This is a genomic window from Phaeobacter sp. PT47_59 (assembly GCF_028890025.1).
In the GTDB taxonomy this organism is placed as follows: domain Bacteria; phylum Pseudomonadota; class Alphaproteobacteria; order Rhodobacterales; family Rhodobacteraceae; genus Phycobacter.
The window spans coordinates 46,545-69,082 of the sequence record NZ_JARCJL010000017.1 but is presented as its reverse complement, the minus strand read 5'-3'; the positions used below and the strand labels follow the sequence as shown (position 1 = coordinate 69,082).

The 22,538-nt window shown below is 64.1% G+C and carries 11 protein-coding genes; 1 reads left to right on the top strand and 10 read right to left on the bottom strand.

Annotated elements, in window-relative coordinates:
• Positions 1 to 43: 43 nt before the first annotated feature.
• From PXK01_RS15230 to PXK01_RS15195, 8 genes are all read right to left on the bottom strand, one after another.
• Entirely contained in the window at positions 44 to 880 is an 837-nt protein-coding gene (locus tag PXK01_RS15230) for a glycosyltransferase family 2 protein (protein ID WP_274860729.1), read from the bottom strand.
• Positions 877 to 3,396: a hypothetical protein gene (locus tag PXK01_RS15225; RefSeq protein ID WP_274860728.1), complete on the bottom strand. Its 2,520-nt coding sequence runs from the start codon at positions 3,394 to 3,396 to the stop codon at positions 877 to 879. The genes PXK01_RS15230 and PXK01_RS15225 overlap by 4 nt, the downstream gene beginning before the upstream one ends.
• Complete coding sequence (locus PXK01_RS15220; protein ID WP_274860727.1) at positions 3,396 to 4,385, bottom strand: hypothetical protein; 990 nt, start codon at positions 4,383 to 4,385, stop codon at positions 3,396 to 3,398. The genes PXK01_RS15225 and PXK01_RS15220 overlap by 1 nt, the downstream gene beginning before the upstream one ends.
• 3 nt (positions 4,386 to 4,388) lie before the next feature.
• The gene (locus tag PXK01_RS15215) at positions 4,389 to 5,105 is read right to left on the bottom strand and encodes a 4'-phosphopantetheinyl transferase family protein (protein WP_274860726.1); all 717 of its coding nucleotides are present in this window, start codon (positions 5,103 to 5,105) and stop codon (positions 4,389 to 4,391) included.
• Positions 5,102 to 9,700 (bottom strand): MupA/Atu3671 family FMN-dependent luciferase-like monooxygenase, encoded by a 4,599-nt coding sequence (locus PXK01_RS15210; protein ID WP_274860725.1) that lies wholly within the window; start codon positions 9,698 to 9,700, stop codon positions 5,102 to 5,104. The genes PXK01_RS15215 and PXK01_RS15210 overlap by 4 nt, the downstream gene beginning before the upstream one ends.
• Positions 9,697 to 10,749, bottom strand: coding sequence for a glycosyltransferase family 2 protein (locus PXK01_RS15205; protein WP_274860724.1), 1,053 nt, complete (start codon positions 10,747 to 10,749; stop codon positions 9,697 to 9,699). Before PXK01_RS15205 ends, PXK01_RS15210 begins: the two co-directional genes overlap by 4 nt.
• Before the next feature lie 4 nt (positions 10,750 to 10,753).
• On the bottom strand, positions 10,754 to 17,257 hold the full coding sequence (locus tag PXK01_RS15200) for a type I polyketide synthase (protein WP_446728456.1): 6,504 nt from the start codon (positions 17,255 to 17,257) through the stop codon (positions 10,754 to 10,756).
• A 244-nt stretch (positions 17,258 to 17,501) separates the two neighbouring features.
• Positions 17,502 to 18,965, bottom strand: coding sequence for a hypothetical protein (locus PXK01_RS15195; protein ID WP_274860721.1), 1,464 nt, complete (start codon positions 18,963 to 18,965; stop codon positions 17,502 to 17,504).
• Positions 18,966 to 19,236: 271 nt separating this feature from the next.
• Here PXK01_RS15195 and PXK01_RS15190 point away from each other — a divergent pair, with 271 nt between their 5' ends.
• Complete coding sequence (locus PXK01_RS15190; protein WP_274860719.1) at positions 19,237 to 19,989, top strand: WecB/TagA/CpsF family glycosyltransferase; 753 nt, start codon at positions 19,237 to 19,239, stop codon at positions 19,987 to 19,989.
• A gap of 262 nt (positions 19,990 to 20,251) precedes the next feature.
• Here the strand turns inward: PXK01_RS15190 and PXK01_RS15185 are convergent, their stop codons facing one another.
• Both PXK01_RS15185 and PXK01_RS15180 read right to left on the bottom strand, forming a co-directional pair.
• Positions 20,252 to 21,289, bottom strand: a complete 1,038-nt coding sequence (locus PXK01_RS15185) for a glycosyltransferase (RefSeq protein WP_274860717.1) — start codon at positions 21,287 to 21,289, stop codon at positions 20,252 to 20,254.
• Positions 21,289 to 22,365 carry a glycosyltransferase family 2 protein gene (locus PXK01_RS15180; protein ID WP_274860715.1) on the bottom strand — a complete coding sequence of 359 codons (1,077 nt, stop codon included), beginning with the start codon at positions 22,363 to 22,365 and terminating at the stop codon, positions 21,289 to 21,291. The genes PXK01_RS15185 and PXK01_RS15180 overlap by 1 nt, the downstream gene beginning before the upstream one ends.
• Positions 22,366 to 22,538: the final 173 nt, after the last annotated feature.

The following is a 22,538-nucleotide window of genomic DNA, read 5'->3' as shown; positions in this document are numbered from 1 at the left end:
GGGGCGCGGCGCGGTCGCCCTGCCAGTGCCTGCGACAGGCGTGTCAGCGGCCTCTGGCCCAGCGGGAATTGCTTTTGAACAGGGGCGTTTTGACCGCGAGGCTGACCAGCCCATAGGCGGCAAACCCCAAGGGATCGCGCCGCAACAGTCGCAGCAGGCCCCGCGATCCCAAAGAGCGCTTATCATCATTGGCCAGCAGCTGCGGAAAACGGGCGGCGATTTCCTCTACGCCTTTGTTCTGCCGCCTGCGCACCCGGACCAGATTGGCAAAGCCTTCGACCATGGGCCATTGATATGCGCCGGGCAGGCGGATGCGTTCGGGGGCCGCGAAGGACAGCCGCGCGAATGTGTCATCAGAGATGATATCGGGCCAGTTCTGCCAGCGATTGCGCCCGGCACGGTTCATCGCGAAAAGGCCGAAACCCGGCACGCCCTCGGTGACGAAGGGCAGCTGCGCCCAGAACCGGCCATAGGCACGGGTCAACCATGACTGCGCGTGGCTGACCCGCGGAGAGCCGCTGGCATAAAGCGGCGCCTCCTGGGCAAGTGCCGAGGTCAGTTGACCCAGAAGGGGAGGCGAGACGATCACATCCGCATCCAGATAGACCAGGATATCTCCCTTAGCGGCGGCATCGCCCGCGTTGAGCGCGCCAAGCTTGCCGCCCTCGGGCAGCTCCAGAACCCGGCAGGTCCAGCCCTCGGGTGCGGACAGGCCGCGGGCAATCTGCGCCGTGTCGTCGCTGCAGCCATTGGCGAGAACCAGGACTTCGGCGGCGGCGCCATCCGGCAGGGGATCCGAGGCAAAAAGGGCCTCAAGGCAGGTCTCGATATAGCCAGCCTCATTGTGGGCGGGGATCAGGACCGAGACCAGAGCCGTCATTTCACCGCCTCCAGCAAGCGCCAGCGCGGGTTGTCGTCGCTCAATGTGCGGCGCGCGCCCCAGCTGCCCCATTTGCCGGGGGTCGCAACATCCGCATAGACGCCAAAGAGCACCCCGCCAAGATCGGCCCAGCCGGTCAGCAGGCGCGCATAAAGTTGTGCCATGGCATCGGTGTAGTTGAAATGGGTGAAAAAGCCGGTCAGTTCCTCGTCATCAACCATGGGCCCGATGCCGACCACATGGCTGCCGCCCTCATAGACAATCAGATCCAGACCGTGACGATCCGCAACCTCTTTGTGGTAGGGCAGCACCCGGCCCAGAAGATCGGAGAGCGTGTCGCTACTGTCGCCGCTGAGCAGGCCATCTTCCAGCTCCAGTGCCGCCTGCGCGGTGGCCACATCGTATTGATGAGCTGCCACGAAGGCCTCTGCCTCGGCGCCGGTCAGGCCCTTTTCATTGGCGGTCGTGCGCGCCCGGTCGCGGCTGTCAGAGAGCCAGGCCCGCAGGATCGGCGCCCGGTCGCGCAGACCCAGGATACCGCCGAAATAGCCGGTGACCGCATAGGCATCGAAATAGGTCGCGGGTGGCTTGCGGTCCGGTTCGGAGGCCACCCAAAGCGGCGCGGTCAGAACCTGTTCCTCCAGCCCCAGCCATCCGGTCTGGCTGGAAATCACCCGCACCAGCCGCTGATCCGCCTCAGCGCCAAAGACTTCACTCCAGATCTGCGCCACTTCGGCAGCGCGGCCACCATAAAACTGCATCCAGAGGTGCTCTCCGCCCCATAGGGCGCGGGCCTGTTCCTCGGCCCAATGGGCCTGGTCGAACTGCCAGTTCCAGACCTCGTTGGAGTATTCCACATAGGCGCGCAGATCCTCGTCCAGGTGACCCCGCACCAGTGCGGCGAAATTGCGCAAGTAGCTGTCGTCCGCCATATGGGGCATGGTGAACCAGGGATCAGCCCCCAGGGTATTGGCCAGCTTCAGCAGGATTTCTGCCGGAACCCCTTTCATGGACCAGGTGAAATCAGTGACATTCGGGCGATCCTCCCAACCGATCTGGAGGGAGTCGTTGGTGTCCATCCAATCCATGAACCGCAGGGCTTCGAACCCGTCCAGCATATCAAGCCAGAGCGGGTTGAAGATCTCGCCAGTCTCAAAGGCGGCGATCTGATCTTCCCGGACCACGGTGATGTTGCGGATGTGGTCGCCACGTGCAATGCGTTGGAGGCGGATCTCCACCGGGCCGGGGCCGGGGGTGTAGTCAAAGGAGACTTCACCATTGCCATAGCGCACGTTTTCGGCCCGTCCCGAGACCTCGACAATTCCCTTGCCCTCAAAGCGCAGCACATAGCGTCCCGCAAGCGAGCGCGCCTCGGTCGGCAGGTCTGTCAGGATCACGGTGCCGATGGAGCCGAGTTCGGGCGGCAGGGCGGTGGGCCAGCCGTTTTCGTCCAGATAGCCTGCCGCGGCAAGGTTTTCGTGGCTGACACCGCCCCAGCGCCCGGGCAGATGACCGATCCAGGGGCGCGCGGTCTTGAAATGATCGAGGAAGGGCGCTTGCGGGCTCCAATCGGCGATCTCCATCAGGTTCATCGCCATCGGCTGGCGCGGGGCCCTGGGCTGTTCCGCGATCTGATCTGCCGGTTGCTCCTGCGAGGGGAGGCTGTTCAGGACCGGCAGGGCGGGATCATCGGGCAGGGGCGCTGGTTCTGGCGGCAGGGCAGCTGTCGGCACGCCTTCTCCCTGGGCGGCGGCCCAGGCGATTTCCTGCAGGCGGATGGCCAGATCGGCCGAGGGCAGGGTGTAGGACTTGCCCCAGCGCCCCTCCAGTTGCTGCGGTAGGCCGATTGGCGTTTCCCCTGTGATTACAGCGAATTGAACAAGGCTGATGAAGTAGTAGCCAGTTGCATTGGGGTGAATGTCGTCGGCATAGACCTCCGCGATATCGCCAAGGCCGGGAACGGTTCCCGCCTGGATCGCATCGTCCAGCCGCGCCATGGCCTGGCCGACTGGCAGCAATTTCAGGTCGCCATCCAACTGGTCATTGACCTCATCCACCACGGCCTGCCAACGTGGCAGATCCTGTTCCAGCCGGTCGCGCCAAGGGGTGTCGCCGCCATCGTCAAAAGGGATCTCGGCCCCGGTGCCACTGTCGAGGCTGTGCCAGGTTTCCTGTAGGTAGATCACCGCGTCCGGGTTCGCGGATTTTGCGGCCTGATAGTACCGGGTGACGGCCTCTTCCGTATTGCTCCACTTGAGGTGATTGGCTAGCGGAATGGCCTCGGTCAGGATCACCGCATCCACCGGGCTTTTCAGCCGTTCGCGGGCATTGACACCCTCGGCGTTGGCGCCGTGGTCCCAGTTGTAGCTGAGGGGGGCGCCGTTGATGATCTGAGCCTCGACCGTGGCCGAGGGCGTGCCGTGCCGCAACAGACCCTGCAACATCACCGGATTGTCCGGGCCAAACAGCGAGTGGCCCACCATCAGGACCGAGGCGATCAGCGTTTCAAAGGGCATCAGTCCTGCCCCGCCTGTATCGTGCCTGCCTGTATCGTGCCTGCCTGTATCGTGCCTGCCTGTATCAAAGCGGCCTGCGCAAGTCCCGTGCGCGGCAGGCTCTGCACGACCTGCCAGACGATCTCTTGCAGGGTTTTGGCTGCGCGGGCTGAGAAGGCCTCTGCGGCATCTCCATCGGGGCGTGACAGCTCATGTGGCAATCCGACAGGTGAGCGATGATAGAGCACGGCGTAATGGGTCAGTGCCACAACATAGGCGCCCAAGTCATTGATATGGATGGTGTCCTGCAGGCCGTCTGGGGTCTTGGCAAAAAGCTCTGAAATATCTGCTACCCCCTCGACCATGCCCGCGTTGATAGCCCCTGCGACGGCGGCCAGGACCTGCCCGGCCGGGATCAGGTAGACCGGACGTTTTGGATTGCGACGGCTGTCCGAGCCGAGCACCTTGCCCAGCCAAAGCCGCTCAAGATCCGCATCGATCCGCGCCTGCCATCCGTCAGGATCGTCCAGATGATGCCAGGTCTCATAGAGGTAGATCCGGGCATCCGGCGATGCTGCACGGGCCAGGCGCGCCCAGCGGCGCAGGTATTTGGCGGACCCGAAATACTTCACCGCATCGCGCAGCTCGACCATCTCTGTCAGCACCACGGCATCGTATTCGCCTGATCCGATGGCCTCTTTCGCGTCGCGCCAGATGGGCGCCTGGTTGACCAGATCGAAATCCCGGATCGGTGCATCCGGTTCCCAATGTTCCTTCAGCGAGGTGCCGGACCCCAGCTGGCTGTTCCAGCTATGCCCGTCCGGCGCCAACTGCGCCAGCATATGCGGCATCACTGGTCCCACCAGGGAATGACCAAGATGGAAGACCTTCAAGGGCTGCTCAGGTGCAGCAAGCGCCGGGATCGGGACCGGCGCGGCCTCGGCAGAAAATCCGGACCAAGCCCCGTGCAGGCAGGTTGTCAGCGCCAAGAGAAGCGATCGTTTTCCCATGTCTCACTCCTTCTTGAGCGTGGCCATTGTGAAAATGATCCCGGCACCGATCACAAAGGCCCCTTCGATGGAAAATCCACGCTGAAACGGCAGTTGATCCGCCGTGAAACGGGCCAGGAAACGGCCGCTCTGGCCGGGGCTGTCAACATCAGGTGTGACTTCCAACTCCATGCCATCAAATCCAAAAAACCTTTTGCTGATCATGTATTGGCACTTATAGGCGGCTTCCTTTGCGGAAAAGATCAGCTTGCCCATCTGGCCGGGATCGTCCTGTTTGCTGAGCCAGGCCCGTTCCCGATCCGAGCAGATTGCAGGCACGAGATCGTCTTTGAGCGGTGTGTCTTCCTCCACATCGATGCCGATGGCGCGCAGGGCATCGGCTGGGGCAACGGCGGCCAGGGCACAGCTTTTGGTATGGGTGATCGACCCGGTCAGCCCCTGGGGCCAGATTGGAGCGCGGCTGTCAGATATCACGATGGGGCGCGGCACTTGGCCGAGATCCCGCATGGCCTGATGCGCCGCCGCGCGCCCCGCGGCAAACTCGCGGCGACGCTTCTCTACCGCGCGGGGCGACAGGCAGGCGGTTTCTTCGGCGAATGGCACCGGGGGATCTGCCAGGGGATCACAGGCGGCCACGGCCACCTCGGGCCCAAAAAGCGGCCGGACCAGGTCCAGCCGCTCTTGGGTCATCTTCGTCGTCAGGGATGGGTCTGCGATCATCCTGTCCTGGCTCTGCGGTTGGCACGCATGGCGCGCCGTTTCGACATGGTTTCGGTTTTTGCCGCTTCGGCGGCAGCGGCCTCTGCCGTGTCTACCGGATCTTCCGGTGTTTGCGAACCGCCTGACAGGCCTTCCACATGGTCCGCCAGGCCGGACAGCGTCGGGAAGCGGAAGATATCGGTGATCGACAGTTTCGGCACCTCCAGTGCGGCGCGAATGTCCCGGTGCGCCTGCACCGCCAACAGGGAATGCCCGCCAAGGACAAAGAAGTTGTCCTGCGCGCCGATCCCATTGAGCCCAAGGATCCGGCCCCAGATCTCGGCGATCTGCGCCTGGGCACCGGCCTTGGGTGCCGCTTCGGTTGTCGGCGCAGCCACGCGGGCCGGTTTCGGATCCGGCAGTGCCTTGCGGTCGATCTTCTTGTTCGGGGTCAGCGGGAAGGCCTCCAGCGTCACGATATGGGCAGGCACCATGACCTCGGCCAGACGGGCGGCCAGCGCCTGTTTCAACGCAGGTTCCTGCACCGGGGCAGAGGTGGTGATATATCCGACCAGCTGCTCCCCGGCGCCAATGGTACGGGGCATGACAACCGCGCCGGTGACGCCCGGCTGGGCAGAAAGGGCCGCTTCGATTTCGCCCAACTCGATGCGTTGACCGCGGATCTTCACCTGATGGTCGGTGCGGCCGAGGAAATCGAGCCGCCCGTCTGTCCGCCAACGGACCAGATCGCCGGTGCGATACATCTTGCCGCCGCCAAAGGGATCAGCGACAAAACGCTCTGCGTTCAATTCGGGGCGCTGCCAGTACCCGGTGGTGACCCCATCACCCGCGATGAGCAATTCCCCAGGGGCACCAATGGGTTGCGGGGCGCCTTTCGAGTCCAGAACATAGACTTGGGTATTGGCAATCGGTGCGCCGATGTCCGCAACACCCGCAGGGACGCCATCCAAGGTCTGCATGGTGGACCAGATGGTCGTCTCGGTCGGCCCGTACATGTTGTGGATCTGCCCCGGTCCTGCCTCGCGCAGATCGCCCGCCAGATCACCGGCCAGGGCTTCGCCGCCCACCAGGAGATGCTGCAGATGAGGCAGCACCATGCGTGCCTCGTCATTCTGCACCATCATGCGCGCCATCGAAGGCGTGCATTGCATGTGGCTGACATCATGGCGCAGGATCTGCGCGGCAAGCGAAAAGTCTTCGGAGTCAAGCTCTTGCGGGGCATTCGACAGGCGCAGCACTTCGGCCAGCGGCTTCAACCCTTCCATCACCTGTTCGGGCGCGATGCCATAATCGATAAGGCAGGCGACCTCATCCACGCCGATGCGTTTCAACTGCTCCACGCGCGCGACACCATCCTGCACCGTGCCGAACAGGCCTGAGTCCTCGAAATAGCGTTCAAAGGCGAAATCCAGGATCGCCTCCAGTTCGTCGGCGCCAAGCGCATCCAGCTGCATGTCAAAGGCGTTGTTGACGCCCTTGGGGCGTTTGAAGGCCGGGAAGGCCCAGGCGTATTGCTTGATCAAACCGGCGGCCGAGCGCAGGTAGTCCTTCATCGGCTCGCGCGCTGTCTGGCGGGCCGCCTCGCGGGTATCGGCCAGATAGGTGTGCAGCATCAAGGTGACGGTGAAATCCGCCGGATCATGCCCGGCTGCGCGCAGGGCGTCGTGGTAGATGCGGATCTTGCCTGCGACCTCGTCAATGCTTTGGCCCAGAAGGTGGGTGAGGACATGGGCGCCGATCTCTCCGGCCTCTCGCCAGGTGTCGGGATTGCCTGCGGTGGTGACCCAGACCGGCAGTTCCTTGGACACCGGGCGCGGCTGGGTGATCACCGCATGTGTGCCGCCGTCCTTGCGCGGGAAGGCGACCTCTTCGCCGCGCCACAGCCTGCGCACGGTCTCGATCGCCTCATACATGGCGGGTTTGTTGGCAGGCGGCGTGTTTTCCGGGCGCAGGATGAAATCATCGGGCTGCCAGCCGGCGGCAAAACCAAGGCCTGCCCGGCCTGCTGTCAGATTGTCGATCACCGCCCATTCCTCGGCAATGCGGGCGGGATGGTGCAGGGGGGCCACGCAGGAGCCAGAGCGCACGCCCAGGTTCTGTGTGACCGCCGCGACCGCTGCGCCGGTGACCGAGGGGTTGGGATAGGGGCCGCCAAAAGCGTGGAAATGCCGCTCTGGCGTCCAGACCGCGTTGAACCCGTGTTGATCGGCGAATTTGGCGCCTTCCAGCAGCAGGTTGTATTTGCGCGGGCCGGGGCCGTCGTCATTGCCCCAGTAGAACAGGTTGAAGTCCATCTTCCGGTCAGAGGTGGCAATCGGCCCGTTCGACAGCTGCAGGCGGCTTTCATCGCTGGAGAGCACCAGTTTGAAGCCGCGCGACAGGGTCCAGAACAGTTCGAGCACGGAAATGTCAAACGACAGGCTGGTCACCGCCAGCCAGGCATCGCCCGGTTGATGGGGGATGCGCGCGTCCATGGCGGCAAAGAAGTTCGCCACATTGCCATGACGCACCATCACCCCCTTGGGCAGGCCGGTAGAGCCGGAGGTGTAGATCAGATAGGCCAGATCCTGCCCGGTTGCGCCGCCCGTGATGGGCGTTGCGCAGGGCTGTGGCGCCTCGGGGCCATCCAGAACCAGTATTTGCGCGTCGGATGCGGGCAGGCTGCCCTGCAGCGCGCCCTGTGTCACGATGACGGCGGCGCCGCTGTCCGTGATGAAATGGGCAATGCGATCGGCTGGATAGGCGGGGTCCAGCGGCACATAGGCGCCGCCTGCCTTCATCACCGCAAGGGCGGCGACCACCAGATCGGGGCTGCGCGCCACATAGATGCCCACATGGCTGCCGGGTTTGACGCCCATATGCTGCAGCTGGGCGGCAACCCCGTTGGCGCGGGCGTCGAGTTCGGCGTAGGTGAGGCTTTGATCCTCGAAGATCAGCGCGGTGGCACCGGGGGTGCGATCCACCTGCGCCTCGAATGCCGCATGGACGGTCTGGGTCAAGTCCACCTTGGCCGAAGTCTGGTTCCAGTCGCTGATCAGCATCTGGCGCTCGGCCTCGGGCAGGATCGGCAGGTCGGCGATGGTGGTATCGCTGCCGTCTGCGGAAGAAATGGCACCCAGCACCAGTTTCAGCCGCGCGGCGAGCAGCTCCGCGGCCTTATGGTCAAGCTGGGCGCCATCCACATGAAGCGCAAGCGCCCCATCCGCCCAGGAAACGGTGGCAGCGCAGCCCGGCAGGGCCGCATCCCGTCCCAGGGACAATCCGATGCCGGGGTGATCCTGTGGCGCAAGCTCGGGCGCGCGGGCGATCAGATCCTCGGCAAAGCCGCCATATGTCCGGGCCTTCCCGATCCCAGCCTCAACCCGCTGTTCCAGGCCTGCCAGACCCTCTTGATGGTGGACCTGCAGCGGCACCCAGCCCGTGACAAGCCCGGGCCGTGGCGTCATGGTCTCGGTTGCAAGGGCGATATCCGCCGTCTCGGCTCCGGCGCTGCGCAGGGCAAACACAAGCGTGGCCGCCGCGATCTGGGCTTCAGTGAGCGCATCGGCAGCGGTGATCTCATGCCGGGTCACGCCGGTTTCGCCGGTCTTGCGCGCCAAGGGTACCGGAACCGGCTGCATCGCGGTCAGCGCCTGACGCCAATGGGCCTCGCCCGCCTGGGTCGCAGCCAGGGCGGCGGTGATCTCATCGCTGTCTTGCGCATCGAGCGCAGGCAAGAGATCGCCGGTTGCGCAGAGATCCAGCACGGACAGGCTGCGCCCGGATGTATCGGTGATCCCGGCAAGGCGCAGGGCACCACTGCCGCAGGCCACGGTCAGGCCATCATTGGTATTCTCCAGCACCTCACCCGGCGCTGCATCACCTTCAATCGCTTCGGCACGCGACACCAGAAGGATCCGGTCGCCTATTGTGATCTTGGGCGCCGACAGGGGGTTCCAGTAGCCGCCAAAATCAAGCGCGCACACCAGGCGGGACAGCTCTGCCGCGGGCCTCGTGAAATCCAGACGCGCCCCGGCGGCGGGTCGGTCGGCGCGGGCAAAATAGCTGCGCTGGCTCAGATCCTGGGGCTGTCGGTTGAGGCTGCCTGTTTCAAGCTGCTCGATCACCTCGCCAAAACTGTCCATTGCGGCGGCGTAGCATTTGGAGTTGAGGCTGAAGGCGGTCTCATCCCCGGCCACATCGAACAGGCGCTGCGCGAGGATATCGCCCTCGTCGATACCGCCTTCGATCATGTGCCAGGTGATGCCGTAGTCGCGCGCGCCCTCGATCAAGGCCCAGTTCGGCGCATTGAGACCGGCATAGCGCGGCAGCGGGCCATCGTGGAAATTCACCGCGCCCTTGGAAGCCTGTTTCAGCACCGCGTCGGGGATCACCCGCAGGTTGGCGATGGAGAGAAGCCAGTCAAACCCGCCCGTTAACTCTTTTAGATCATTAGGTTTTGCAAGAACGATGATCCCCTTTTTGGCAGCCCAGCTCTGGATTGCCTCATCCTGAGAGACAACCGCGCGGATGATGTGGCCGCGCGCCAATAGCGCATCGCCGCAGCCGACGGCGAGGGATTCATTACCAATGATGACCGAGGAAAAAGGGGTCATTTCTGCTCCTCCGGGAAGGGGGTGTGAAGGCGCGTTTCACGTTTGGATGGTTTGCGGCGGATCATCGCGCGTAGGGCGTGCAGGATCAGATCACGCAGGAAATGGGGGGCATCGGCGGCCGGTTTTCCCTGGACCAGGCGCCTGAGCCCATAAAGGCCGGTGCCGCTGATCCGAGCCAGGGTTGCCAGCGCGGCATAGATCACGCCGTGGGTTTTCACGAAGTAATGCAGGCGCGAGTCGAACCAATAGGGCGGGGTGCGCCCCCAGGATTTCATTCCAGTCGAGGCAGAGCCGATATGGGCCACCGTGCTGGTCGGCACGTAATGGGTGCGCCAGCCAGCGCGGGCGGCGCGGTGGCAGAGATCGGTTTCCTCAAAGTAGAGGAAGAATGTCTCGTCAAAGCCGCCGATCTCTTCGATCACCTCGCGGCGGATCATCAGGCTGGCACCAGCGGTCCAGTCCACCTGGGTTTCGGCCTGGGGGATATCCATTGCCACGACCGCATGCCGCAAGAGGCGCGTGATGATCCCGGTGCGGGCGGCCATCTCGAACTCCCCCGCGATCGAGGGGAAGCGGAAGGCAGTGCGGTGCGGCTCGTGATCGGTGCCATGCACGAAAGACCCCGCCAAGCCCGCGCCGGGACTTGCCATCAGGAAATCGCGCAGGCGCGAGATGGTTTCCCCTTCGACGAAGGCATCCGAATTCAACAGGTAGTAGAACCCTGGCGCGCTGCCATCGGGCAGGCCAGCCGCCATGCCGATATTCATGCCGGCACCGAAGCCACCGTTCACCTCTGAGCGGACCAGGCGGACCTTGGGACTGTCGAGCCACCCCCGGCTGGCTGCCCCCTTTTGCAGCTCCTCCCAGGAGGTGTCGCCCGAGCCGTTCTCCACGATCACCAATGCGCCCGGCAGGTCTTCCATCTCTGCCAGCGCGGCCTCGGCGGCCTGCAGGGTCATCTGCGGCGTGCGGTAGTTCAGGATGATGGTCAGCACGCTGTTGCGGGCATGATCATCGTCGCTGAAACGGGGGGCAGGGGTGGAACTCATGGTGTTACTCCGCCGCCTGCGGGTGGGCGCCGTGCCCGATCGCGGCGCTTTCGGCGCGGTCCAGGCGCGCTTTGACCTCTGTCGCCAGCACGCTCACATTGGGGACCAGCACCATGCTGTCATGATCGCCGGGCACTTCGACCACCTCAAGGCGGGGGGCCCAGCGGGTCCAGTCGTTGTCGGGGTAGACATATTCCCGTTCCGCACTGACAAAGCGCCCGTTTGAGACCGGCCAGTGCTGATCCAGAGGCGGTCGCAGCAGGGTCATGTCGCCGTCCCAGGGCTGCAGATCATATGCGGTGATGGCGGCGCGGAAGGCCAGTTCGATCCGGCGGTTGTTGAAGGCGGGTGTGGCGCCGGTTTCGACCGGGTTTGCCTGACGTTTCCGGATCTCCCAGGCGATGCGGTTGCGGGCCCATTCGGTCAGGTAAGACGGCCCCTTGCGGCGCAATTCCTGCAGTTTGATCAGCGCCTTGTCCTTGCGGGTGAGGCTTGGGCGAACCGGCAGCGGCGTATCCAGGAGGATCAGGGCGGCGGTCGCCTCTCCACCGGCCTGCAACTGCTGTGCCATCTCATAGGCGGTGATGCCGCCGCCCGAAAAGCCACCCAGAAGATAGGGGCCTTCGGGCTGGATCTGCCTGATTTCATTCAGGTAATCTCTTGCGGCCCGGTCTATGCGATCATGCGGCGCATCGCTGCCGATCAGCCCGCGTGCCTGCAGCCCGTAGACCGGGCGATCCGTCCCCAGCAGCTGCGCCAGATGGCGCAGGTTCAACACGTTGCCGAACATGCCCGCGACGATGAAGAAGGGCCGCCGCCCGGTGCCATCGCCCGGATGCAGCTTGACCAGATGGGTGAAGGCGGGCGTTGCACTGTCGCTCTTGTCGGCGTCTGGCGATTCGGTACTGACACCACCGCCGGTGCGGGCGATGATCCGTTCGGCCAGGCTGGCGACGCTGGGCGCCTCGAACAGCAGCGACAGCGGGAATTCCACGTCATAGTCTCGTTTGATCTGCGCAAAAAGACGCACGGCGATCAGCGAGTGCCCGCCAAGGTCAAAGAAACTGTCCCGCGTGCCCACCTGCGCAACCCCCAGAAGGGTCTGAAAATGCGCGGCCAACCGGTCCTCGACAGGGTTTGCCGGGGCGACGTAATCCGTATCCAGATCCGGGCGCTCGAAGCTCTGGGTCTCTGTTTCGGGACCCGTGGCACTCATGCTCGCCTGGACGATCAACTCAGGCAGGTCAAGCGAGGAGACCACCACCTGCGACAGCGACGCCTCCTGGCAGGCGGCCAAAGCCCGGCTCAGGGCCTCTCCGCCTTCCTCGGCACGGATGCCTTGCGCGATATTGTGCTGCAGGCGCCGTTCCTCGGGCGACAGGGGCTGGCTCGTGCTGTTGCGCGCCATTGCGATAGCGGTGGCGCTGACGTCTGCCGGGATGGCGACAGCGGTATCGAAACCCGTACCAAGCCGCTGCATGCGGAAGCCTTCGACCTCGACCAGCACTTGCCCGGCTTCATCGCTGAGGGTGACATCAAACAGCGCGCTATCGGCCTGGCCCTCGTCACCCGCGGCAAGGCGCATATGGCTGTGGATCACCTTGCTGAGCGGTGCATGGATGCGAATGGCGCGGTAGGACATCGGCACCCAAAGGGTATCGGTGCCATAACCCGGTGCCAGCGCGATGGCCCAGCCGGTCGCCAGATCCAGAAGGCCCGGATGCAGCACGGCAGCATCCTCTTCCGCCTCTTCGGCCAGGCGCAGGGTGGCAAGACCTTCGCGATCGCCAAAGGCCATCTGCCGCAACACCTGCCAGCGCGGGCCAAAGGTGAGATGCGCCTCCTGCGGGGAGCGCAGGCGCACGCCCGGCTGCGCCTGTTCAGGTCTGCAGCGGTGTTCTATGGCTTCAACAGCGACGGTGTGCGACGGGGGCTGCGTCATATAGGCGGCCATTGCCTCGGCATGCAGCGCATAGCCGTCTCCGGCTTCACTGTAAAACGACAGCGCATAGCCCTCTTCCTGTGCAACCAAGCGGATCAGCAGCTCGGCGGGGCGGTCTTCGGCCACCACCAGCGGGCGCAGAAAGTAGAGATCGCGCAGCTCCATGGCGGGAAGCTGTGCATCCTCGGACTGTCCGAGATCGGCCAGCGCCTCGACCGCCAGTTCGATATAGCCGGTGCCGGGTAGGACGGCAGTGCCATCCTTGGTGCGGTGCTCGTCCAGAAGCCAGTGCTGGCGGGCGTCAAGCCGGGTGCGAAAGACCCGGTTGCCCGCGCCATCAAAACCCGCACTGTCCAGAAGCGGCTGATCACAGGGGGCGGCTTCGCTTGGGCCCCTATCGCCTTGCCGTGCAGCCAGGGCATCAGAGGCCATGCCCGCATCGGCCCAGACACCCCAGTCCACCGCCACGACGCGGGTCTTGCCGCCCTTTCGATGGGCGGCATAGGCATTGAGGTATTCATTGGCAGCGACGTAATCGAGCTGACCGGCAGGGGTGGTCACCGTCGAGGAGGAGGAAAACAGCACCATCAGATCAAGGCTGTCATCGGGGAAGAGCGTATCAATCACCCGCAAGCCGCTGACCTTGGGGGCCAGAACCTTGGCGATCTGTTCGTCCGATTTGGCCAGCAGCGGCGCATCGTCGATCGTGCCCGCGCCATGGATCACGCCGGTGAGCGGGCCGAACTGCGCTTCGGCGGCCTGCACCGCCGTGCGCATCTGGCCGGAATTGCAGACATCGGCCGCCAAGGGCAGCACTGTACCTGTGCCGATCTCCTCCAGCGCCTGGATCGCGCGGATGCGTTTTGCAATATGGTTGGCCGGGCTGTGGCTGCGCAGGTACAGCGCCCAGCTGTCCCGCGCAGGCAGGCCCTCGCGGGAGATCAGCACCACATTGGCCGCATACTGCGTCATCAGGTGGCGTGCGACGGTCAGGCCGATGCCGCCGTAGCCGCCGGTGATCAGGTAGGTGCCGCCCTGTTTGAAGGCAGGTTTGGCGGCTGGCGCCTCGGCGCCGGGCAAGGGAAGGGCGCGCCAGTCCTTTTCATAGCGCTTGGCACCGCGCCACAGGGCGGAGGCCGTGCCGGGCTCTGCCAGCATCTCTTCCAGCAGACGGTCTGTAATGTCGTTTGTGGTCTCACCCCGCAGCCGCGCCAGCAGGCCCTCGGGTGGTTTCGGCAGTTCGATATCTACAGTGGTGCAGGTGATCCCCGGCAGCTCGCGTGCCATCATCCGCGCAGGTCCCGCGATCAGCGCCTTTTCGGGGTGGGGCAGGGGTTCATCCCGCAGCTGGGCCGCGCCGGTGGTGAAGACGGTGACATGGAGCGGCTGGGCCAGATCCAGGCTGCCCAACTCCTGCGCCAATGCGGTGAGGGAATGAAAGCCCATCTCAAGATTGCGATCAAAGAAAGAAGAGCCTGGGCGGAAGCTTTCGCCATCGGTCACCAGCCAGAAATGTGCGATGCGACTGGGAAGGAGATCCGCGCGCTCCAGATCGGCCAGAAGCTCGGCATAGCCTGCGCGCCCCTGTTCGGGCGCCAGCACATAGGAGGTGGGCGACAGCTGCGCATAGGTATCGCCGGGCCGCACGCGCACAACCGGGTGTCCGGCGTCCTCCAGCCGCGCGGCGACCTTGGCAGCGGCGCCGGTGTCATCTTCGAAGATCAGCCAGCGCTGTGGGTCCTGGTTCAGCTCGCTTTGCACATCCAGCGCGCAATCGGCCAGGCGGGGACGCCAGATCGGGCGATAGCCCCAATCCGCAATGTCGTCACGGCGGGCGGGCAGGGCGGTCTCTTCGAGAAGTGCCGCGTTGCCAGGTTCGATGAAATAGCGGCTGCGCTGAAAGGCATAGGTGGGCAGGGACAGGCGATGGCGCTGGGCCTCGCCCCAGATCTGATCCCAATCCGCCTCGTACCCGCAGGCCCAGAGCCGCCCGATGACGCCAAAGAAATAGGCATCATCCATCATCTGCTGATCCGGGTGCCGCAGCGAGCTGAGCACCTGTCCGGGGGCCACGGCGGGTGCCATCTGCGCAAGCGCGCTCAGTGCCTTGCCGGGACCGACCTCCAGATAGATGCGGCCCGGCACCTGTGCCAATGTGTCGATGCAGGTCGCGAACATCACCGTGCCGCGCAGCTGGCGCACCCAGTAGTCGGGATCGGTGGCCTCTTCTGCGGTCAGCAGGGTGCCGCTGCGGTTCGACATGATCGGCATCTGCGGCGGTGACAGGGTGAGCCCCCGCAGGAAGGCGCCATATTGATCGAGGATGCCGTCCAGCATTCGCGAATGGGCGGCGATGTCGATCTGGATGCGCTGGTGATCCACGTCGCGCGCTTTCAGGGTCTCAGCCAGCCGGTCCAGCGCGGCCTGCGGGCCGGAAACTGCGGTGAGATTGGGCGCATTGACGCTGGCAATGTCGAGGTCATCGCCGATCAGCGCCTGCACCTCTGCCAGCGGCAGCGAGATCGACAGCATGCCGCCCGCAGGCACCGTATCAAACAGCTGACCCCGCAAGAAAACCAGATCGATGCAATCTTCGAAGGATAGCACACCCGCCAGACAGGCGGCGGTGTTTTCGCCCATGGAGTGCCCGACCAGCGCCGCGGGACGCACGCCCCAGCTGATCCAGAGCTGCGCCAAGGCGTATTCCACGATCATGATGAGCGGCAGCTGTGCAGAGGGCTTCTGAAGTGCTGCGTTTGCGGCTTCTTCCTCACCCTCTTCCGGCAGCCAAAGCGTGCGGATGTCGTAATCGAGCTTGGCCTGCAGGTGATCCAGCCCGCGGTCCATCCAATCGGCAAAGACCGGCTCGGTCTCGTATAGGTCGCGCGCCATGCCCGCATATTGCGCACCGCCGCCGGGGAACATGAAGACCACCTCGGGCGTATCGCCGAGGTGATCATGGGTAAAGACCTGACGCGGATCGCCCGCCTGCAACAGGTCTGCGGCCTCGGTCGCTGTTTCGGCCACCACCACGCGGCGCTTGGCAAAGCCCCGGCGGCCTTCCTTCAGGGTATAGGCCACATCGGCCAGGTTCGCATTCGGGTTGGCCCGCAGCCAGTCGGCCAGCGCGGAGGTGTTGCCATCCAGCGCGCCTTTGCTGCGCCCTGACAGGCACAGCACATGGAAGGGAAAATCGCTTTCCTCTGATGCGCCGCGTTCGGGGGCTTCCTCCAGGATCACATGGGCATTGGTTCCGCCCACCCCCAAAGCGTTGATACCCGCGCGACGCGGCCCCTTGTGGGGCTGCCAGTCGGTCAAAGCGGCGTTCACCTTGAAGGGTGAGGTCTCAAAATCGATGGCGGGGTTCGGTGCCTCATAGCCAAGGGATGCGGGGATCTGCCGGTGTTTCAGCGCCAGAGTGGTTTTGGCAAGGCCCGCTACCCCGGCGGCGGTATCGAGATGGCCGATGTTGGTCTTGACCGAGCCGATCCGGCAATAGCCGACCTCATCCGTCGTGTCGCGATAGGCTTCGGTCAGGGCGGTGACCTCGATCGGGTCGCCCAGGTAGGTGCCGGTGCCGTGGCACTCCACATAATCGATGGTGTCGGCGGGCACATCCGCTGCCGCCAGTGCCTTGCGCACCGCTGCGGCCTGTCCACCAACCGAAGGGGCCAGGTATCCGGCCTTGTCGGCACCGTCGTTGTTGATGGCAGAGCCTTTGATCACGGCCCAGATGTGGTCGCCATCGGCGATGGCATCCTCCAGACGGCGCAGCGCAACCGCACCGGCGCCAGAGCCAAAGACCGTGCCTTGCGCGCGGTGATCGAAGGCGTGGCAGTGCCCATCCGGCGACAGGATCTCGTTTTCCTTGTATAGGTAGCCGCGCCCCTGCGGCAGTTCGATGGTAACGCCCCCCGCCAGCGCCATGCCGCATTCGCCTTCGCGCAGGGCCTTGCAGGCGTAGTGAATCGCCACCAGAGAGGTCGAACAGGCGGTCTGGATGTTGACCGATGGCCCCTTCAGGTCAAAGACATGGCTGACGCGGGTCGACAGGAAATCCTTGTCGTTGCCGGTGTGACGCAGCAGGAACATGCCCACATCGTCCACCAGATCGGGGTTGGAGCAGATGTTGAAATAGAAATAGCTGCCCATGCCACAGCCCGCATAGACGCCGATGGGGGCATCAAGGCTTTCGGGTGGGTGGCCTGCATCCTCCATGGCGGTCCAGGCGACCTCCAGGAACTTGCGGTGCTGTGGGTCCAGGATAGCGGCCTCTTTCGGGCTGAATCCGAAGAATTCCGCATCGAAGGTATCATAGCCCTGCAGCCGTGCGGCAGCTGGCACGTAGTTGGGATCCGCGATATGCGCTGGGCGCTCTCCGTTGGCCAGCAAGCTGTCTTCATCCAGCACTTCGATGCTTTCGACGCCGTCGCGCAGATTGTCCCAGAAGGCCGCTGCCGATCCGGCACCGGGCAGATCCACCGATAGTCCAACGATGGCAATGTCACCCGAGTAAGTCCGGGCCTTGCTTTGGCTGTTGTCTTGAGCGTCCAACTTGGTTTTCACCCTTTGCGCATCGTTCCTGCCAAAGACCTGCTGCGCAACAAAAGTGGAGCGCTGATGCAGTGTCCTGTCAACCCCAATCGATTCCCCAGGCCACTGTGTCCTTCGCGGTGCTTGCGAAAGCCGACCTGCACAACCCAATTGCCTTGCGACAAACTGATCAACATATGCGGCCAAGCTATGAAGGGATGGTGACCAAATATGCCAGAAAAGGGAAAAAATTGCGGCAGCTCAGGCTGCCGGACTGTCAGAGAAGGCTGCGCGGGCCGGTTTCACTGCCCTGTGGCGCCATCGCTTGTTGGCCGTCAAACAGGCTGCGTTTGGCGCAAAACAGCTTTGGATCGCGCAGGCGTTCCGCATAACCCAGGACTGAACCCGCGCAGAGCCAGGTGATCGGTATCAAGGTGTCGTTGAGCAGCATATCCGCAAGGGTTGCCGCCAGGATCAGGGCAATGGGCGTGGCATAGGGGGACAGCGGTTCTGTCCGGGAGCGGCGCATCTCCAGCCCCAGCAGGAAAATCGGCAGGGTGAGCAGGCCCATTTCGGCGATATAGCCAAGCCAGCCGAAGGTGCCAAAGGTGATGATCCAGCGCCCATCCGGGATCGAGACGATCCGCCCGGTCTCCAGGTCGCGCACCAGATTGCGGCCCCATCCGCCCCATCCGAACCAGGGTCGCTCGGCGGCGCGCTGCAGCATCAAGGCTTCATTGTCGAACCGGTAGCCCAGTGATTGGGCGCGGTCGGCGCTGATTGCCTCGGCCTGGGCCAGGATCGCATCCGTCGGGATCAGGCCAAGATTGCGCAGCATCGGGTAGGTGATGGCGAGCAAGGCAATCAGCACCGCAAGGCGGATCTGCCAGCGGGGCGACGCAAGGGCCACGATGGGAACGATGGCCAGGCCGTAGGCCAGCGAGGCCAGGCTCTTGCAGAGGATCAGCACGGCAAAGAGAAACAGCGCGGCCAGGGCGAACCGGGTGCGGTCCTGCTGCTTTGCCGCGCGGGCCAGGGCGGTGGCGGCCACCACGCAGGAGAAGATGAACAGGGCAAGCCACAGCGCGTGGGGCAGGAACACGATCGGTCGAAAGCCGCCCTGGCGCATCATTTGGGAAAAGTCGTGCTGGAAAAATCCGTAGATCCAGGTGTTGAGCTGCGGGCTGAAACGCACCTCGAAGAGCGCGGGCAGGCTATAGGCCACCCCGGCAACACAAAGCGCGATCAGTAGTTCCCTTTGTCCCTTTTCGTCCGACAGGTAGCGCCTTGCCAGCAGGAAGGGCATCAGCAGGATGATCTGATTGATCACCACCGAGCCCAGATCGCGCCACCTGAGACCGGGCAGCATATCGGTCAGGAAGATGATCGGGTCGGAGCTTTGCAACACTCGGAACAGGATCGGGTCTGAGTTGGTCAGAACGGTGGGGATCACGCAGGTCACGAACAGCAAGACCAGAAGCCGCGCGACCAGGGGGCGCGGCCAGAGCGGCACCGGCCTGCGCAGCAGCAGGGCGCACAGAAGAAAGGCCACCACCGAGGGAATGGAGAACTTGTCCATATCCGGCACCAGTGGCAGGTCGAACTCGGCCAGCGGGGGCAGCAGGAGATAGCCACCAATCAGGCACCACAGGATCGCGCGCTCTAGCGGCAGGCGCAGGAACAGGACGAGGCTGACCAGGGGCCAGCTGATCAGCATCAGATATGCCAGAGGATTAGGCATCGGCGCGGAGGGCCTTTGGCGGTCTGTGTCGCGTGGCCTGCAGTGGCCGGTGCGCGAAAATGGTGAGCGAAAACGGGTGAATGGAAACGGGCGGTTGCCCCGTTGTGTTCGCGCCAGTTTAGGCGGTCTTCAGTCGGATGTCCTGTCCAATTGCGTAATCCGGTAAACGGATGGCACGAATGCCACGTTCTTTTCCCCCGTGGGGCGTTGTTACTGGTTTGGAAAGCTCCGGACAGCTATCAGATGCTGGGCAGGCAAGGATGAATGTCAGGTGTATTTCGAATTTCATAACACGAGGATCGCGATCAACATTGCTGATCGGCCCCATTTGGAGCGCGAAGTGCTGGCACGTTTTGGCGATGGTCGTGGCTTTGCCCTGGCGACGGTCAACCTAGATCACCTGGTGAAACTGGGGTGCGATGACGCCTTTCTTGCGGCCTATGCGGCGCAGGATCTGGTGGTGGCAGACGGGCGTCCGGTGGTTTGGCTGTCTCAGCTTGCAGGCAGGCCCCTGGAGCTGATGCCCGGTTCCGATATGGTCGTCCCGCTGTGCCGACTGGCGGCACGGGCGGGGGTGCCGGTTGCCTTGGTGGGCAGCACATCAGAGGCGCTTTCGGATGCGGCCGAGGCCTTGTGCGACAAGGTGCCCGGATTGGATATGGCCTTGTGTCATGCGCCCTCCGGCGCCTTTGATCCCATGGGAGACGAGGCGGAGCTGATCCTGCGGACCCTGGACCAGAAGGGCGTCCGCCTGTGCTTTCTTGCACTTGGCGCACCAAAGCAGGAGATGCTGGCCGCAAGGGGGAAGACCCTGGCGCCGGGCGTCGGATTCGCCTCGGTGGGCGCGGGCCTGGATTTCCTGGGCGGACATCAGCGCCGGGCGCCGCTATGGATGCGCAAACTGGCGTTGGAATGGCTCTGGCGGGCGCTGAGCAGTCCCGCGCGCATGGTGCCGCGCTATCTGAAGTGCTTTGCCATTCTGCCGGCCCAGATCCGCCATGCGCTGCGGCTCAGGCGCCAGTAGGCGCGGGCTTCGTCGTTCGGGGCAGTTTTCCTTCACTGGCCGTAGCGCTCCCGCGCCCGCAGGTGCCCCGGCTGCGCCGGTTTCCCTTGGCGGCCTTGGGCCCGGCGCCGCACGTTGTGCGGCGCGGTTGCTTCCGGCGGTAGACCTTGCGTCTGGTGCGAAAGCAGCGCGCAGGGCGCGCTGCCGGGCCCAACGGGAGAGGGGCAGTCCGTGACTGTTCCGATCCGGGCGGGAGGGGCTGCGAAATCGGGTGACCTGGTTGCTATCCTGGGGTCTTGTATTCCAGAATGCTGCGAGAGCGGCCAAGCAAGCGGTTCCAGTGGTACTCCAATACTCCGAGAGCCTCCGGGAATTTCCCCAATACCGTGAAAAAACCCTGCTCACCCCCCATGCGCCGGGCCAGCCTTAGGATCTGCAACGGATAGGCGGTAAAGCCGATCAGTGCCCATGGGGTGACCAGAGCCGCGAACAGCAGACCCAATGGCAGAACGCAGCCCCATATCAGCGCGCGGCGGGTTTCGCGCACCCAATGCCGCTCGGGCGGCATGCCGTGTAAGGTCGCGCCTTCGGCAAAGGCGTGCCCGGCCCGCCGGGCCCGCTTTGCCCATTGGCCAAACCGCAGGATCTGAGCGTCATGCCGGGTCATCTCGGCCTCCAGGCGCCAGATCCGCCATCCCGCCTGGCGCAGGCGCAGGCACAATTCCGGCTCTTCCCCGGCAATCAGACCTTCGCGATAGCCGCCGACGGCCTGCAGCGGCGCCTGCCGCATCAGCGCATCGCCGCCGCAGGCCAGGGCTTCGCCTGTGGGCGTGTCCCATTCCGCATCGCACAGGCGATTATAGACCGATGCCTCAGGGTGCACTTCCCGGCGTCTGCCACAGACCACGGCAATATCCTCATGCGCCGCCAGAAAGGCGCGGGCGGTGGTGATCCAGTCCCGATCCACCACGCAGTCGCCATCGACGAATTGCACCAGCGCCTCCCGGTCGTCTCCCGCATCCTGTGCCGCCGGTGGTGCTCGTCTTGCCAGCGCCGCAAGGCCAGCATTGCGGGCGCGCGCTGCCGTGAAGGGGCGCGTCATGTCGAGTTCCACCACCTCGGCGCCCAGGGCTTGGGCCGCTGCGACCGATCCGTCGCTGGAGCCGCTATCCACATAGACAAGCCGCCGCACCTGGCCGCGGAGGGAGGCAAGGCACCGTTTCAGCCGCGCGCCTTCGTTGCGTCCGATCACCACGGCATCGACTGCCAGGCGAGTGCCGTCCCGGGTGCTTGCTTCACCCGCCTTTGATCCGGTCTTCATCATGACGGCGCCTGCGTCCCTTCCGCGCGCAGATAGCTGCTATAGGTGTCGGAGCGGCTCAGGAACCCGAGATCCTGTAAGGCCTCGATTGTCGGGCCTTGGCGCGCCGTTTCCGACCAGAGCGAGAGATCCGGTGTCTTGGACAGGACCGAGAGGCGCAATTGGTCCTCTCCATGTTCAATCGCGGCGGTTTCGACCGACTGCCGGTCCCTGGCCAGGGGATCATTGGCGAATTTATAGTGTTTCAGCAGCGCGGTCATCGGGGCGACATCGACGCCGGTTGCCGCGTGGGGGTGCACCCCGGCCGTCACTCCGGTGCCCACAAAGACCAGCGGGTGTTTGCTCAGGCAGCAGTTTTCGCCAAAGACCTTGGCGCGAATGCCGCCAAACCGCACCCTTGGTGGAGCGCTGCCGTCTGCCGCGTTTGGGCGGTTCTGGTTCAGGAAATAGCTGAGACCGGTGGCAGGCGCATGATAGTCGAAAGAGGAGACCTCGCTCAGATCATAGCAGTCAAAACTGTGAAGGACCTCGCCATAGGGCATTTGGGCGACCTCTGACAGGGACCTTTGAGGAAACATCTCCAGCATCTGCGCCATCATGGCCGTATGCCCCTGGCGCTGCAGGTAACGGATCAGGCCGGCCAATCCGATTTCCTGGCGGCCTTCGAAGTCGAAGATCTCGTCCATATCCACGATCAGGCACCAGCGATCCCTGGCATAGCGACCTGCGGCAAAGCTGCGGAACATGTTTTCAAACTGCCCCCATGGGAGGGTCGATTGCACGATGGCAGTGCCGGGCTGCTGCCGGATCCGCTCGATCGTGTCGTCTTCAGAACCGTTGTCAAAGAAGACAAAATGCCGAATGCCCAGGCTTCGGTAATGGTCGAAGAAGGCTTCAAGATAATAGCTGCCATCGCGCACCAGCGCGATCAGGGTCACCTCATCCGGATTGGCAAAGGTGCTGCGCGGCCCATGCAGGTGGCGCAAGGAGGCGCGAAACCGCAGATGCGTGAAAACCTGTCGCACCCGCTTGTGCAGTCGCCGGGCGAAGGAGGTCTCGCTGGTGATATCCTTCATGGGCCTTGGTTCTGCATTGCTGTCCTGTGTCACACCCTACGGTTTGTCGGCCCTGCGGGGCAAGGGGCTCGGTCGCCCGGCCAGTGGTTATGGTTGCGCCAACATTTTGCTTTTCCTATCGAATGCGTCAGCCTAAAGTTGAGATGCGCCGCAAATCAGGCGCTTGGGGGGCG

Bases quoted from the DNA above. Each gene is read 5' to 3' on its own strand.
- PXK01_RS15215 (WP_274860726.1), bottom strand. From the start codon at position 5,105: ATGATCGCAGACCCATCCCTGACGACGAAGATGACCCAAGAGCGGCTG.
- PXK01_RS15220 (WP_274860727.1), bottom strand. From the start codon at position 4,385: ATGGGAAAACGATCGCTTCTCTTGGCGCTGACAACCTGCCTGCACGGG.
- PXK01_RS15185 (WP_274860717.1), bottom strand. From the start codon at position 21,289: ATGAAGACCGGATCAAAGGCGGGTGAAGCAAGCACCCGGGACGGCACT.
- PXK01_RS15205 (WP_274860724.1), bottom strand. From the start codon at position 10,749: ATGAGTTCCACCCCTGCCCCCCGTTTCAGCGACGATGATCATGCCCGC.
- PXK01_RS15210 (WP_274860725.1), bottom strand. From the start codon at position 9,700: ATGACCCCTTTTTCCTCGGTCATCATTGGTAATGAATCCCTCGCCGTC.
- PXK01_RS15180 (WP_274860715.1), bottom strand. From the start codon at position 22,365: ATGAAGGATATCACCAGCGAGACCTCCTTCGCCCGGCGACTGCACAAG.
- PXK01_RS15195 (WP_274860721.1), bottom strand. From the start codon at position 18,965: ATGCCTAATCCTCTGGCATATCTGATGCTGATCAGCTGGCCCCTGGTC.
- PXK01_RS15230 (WP_274860729.1), bottom strand. From the start codon at position 880: ATGACGGCTCTGGTCTCGGTCCTGATCCCCGCCCACAATGAGGCTGGC.
- PXK01_RS15225 (WP_274860728.1), bottom strand. From the start codon at position 3,396: ATGCCCTTTGAAACGCTGATCGCCTCGGTCCTGATGGTGGGCCACTCG.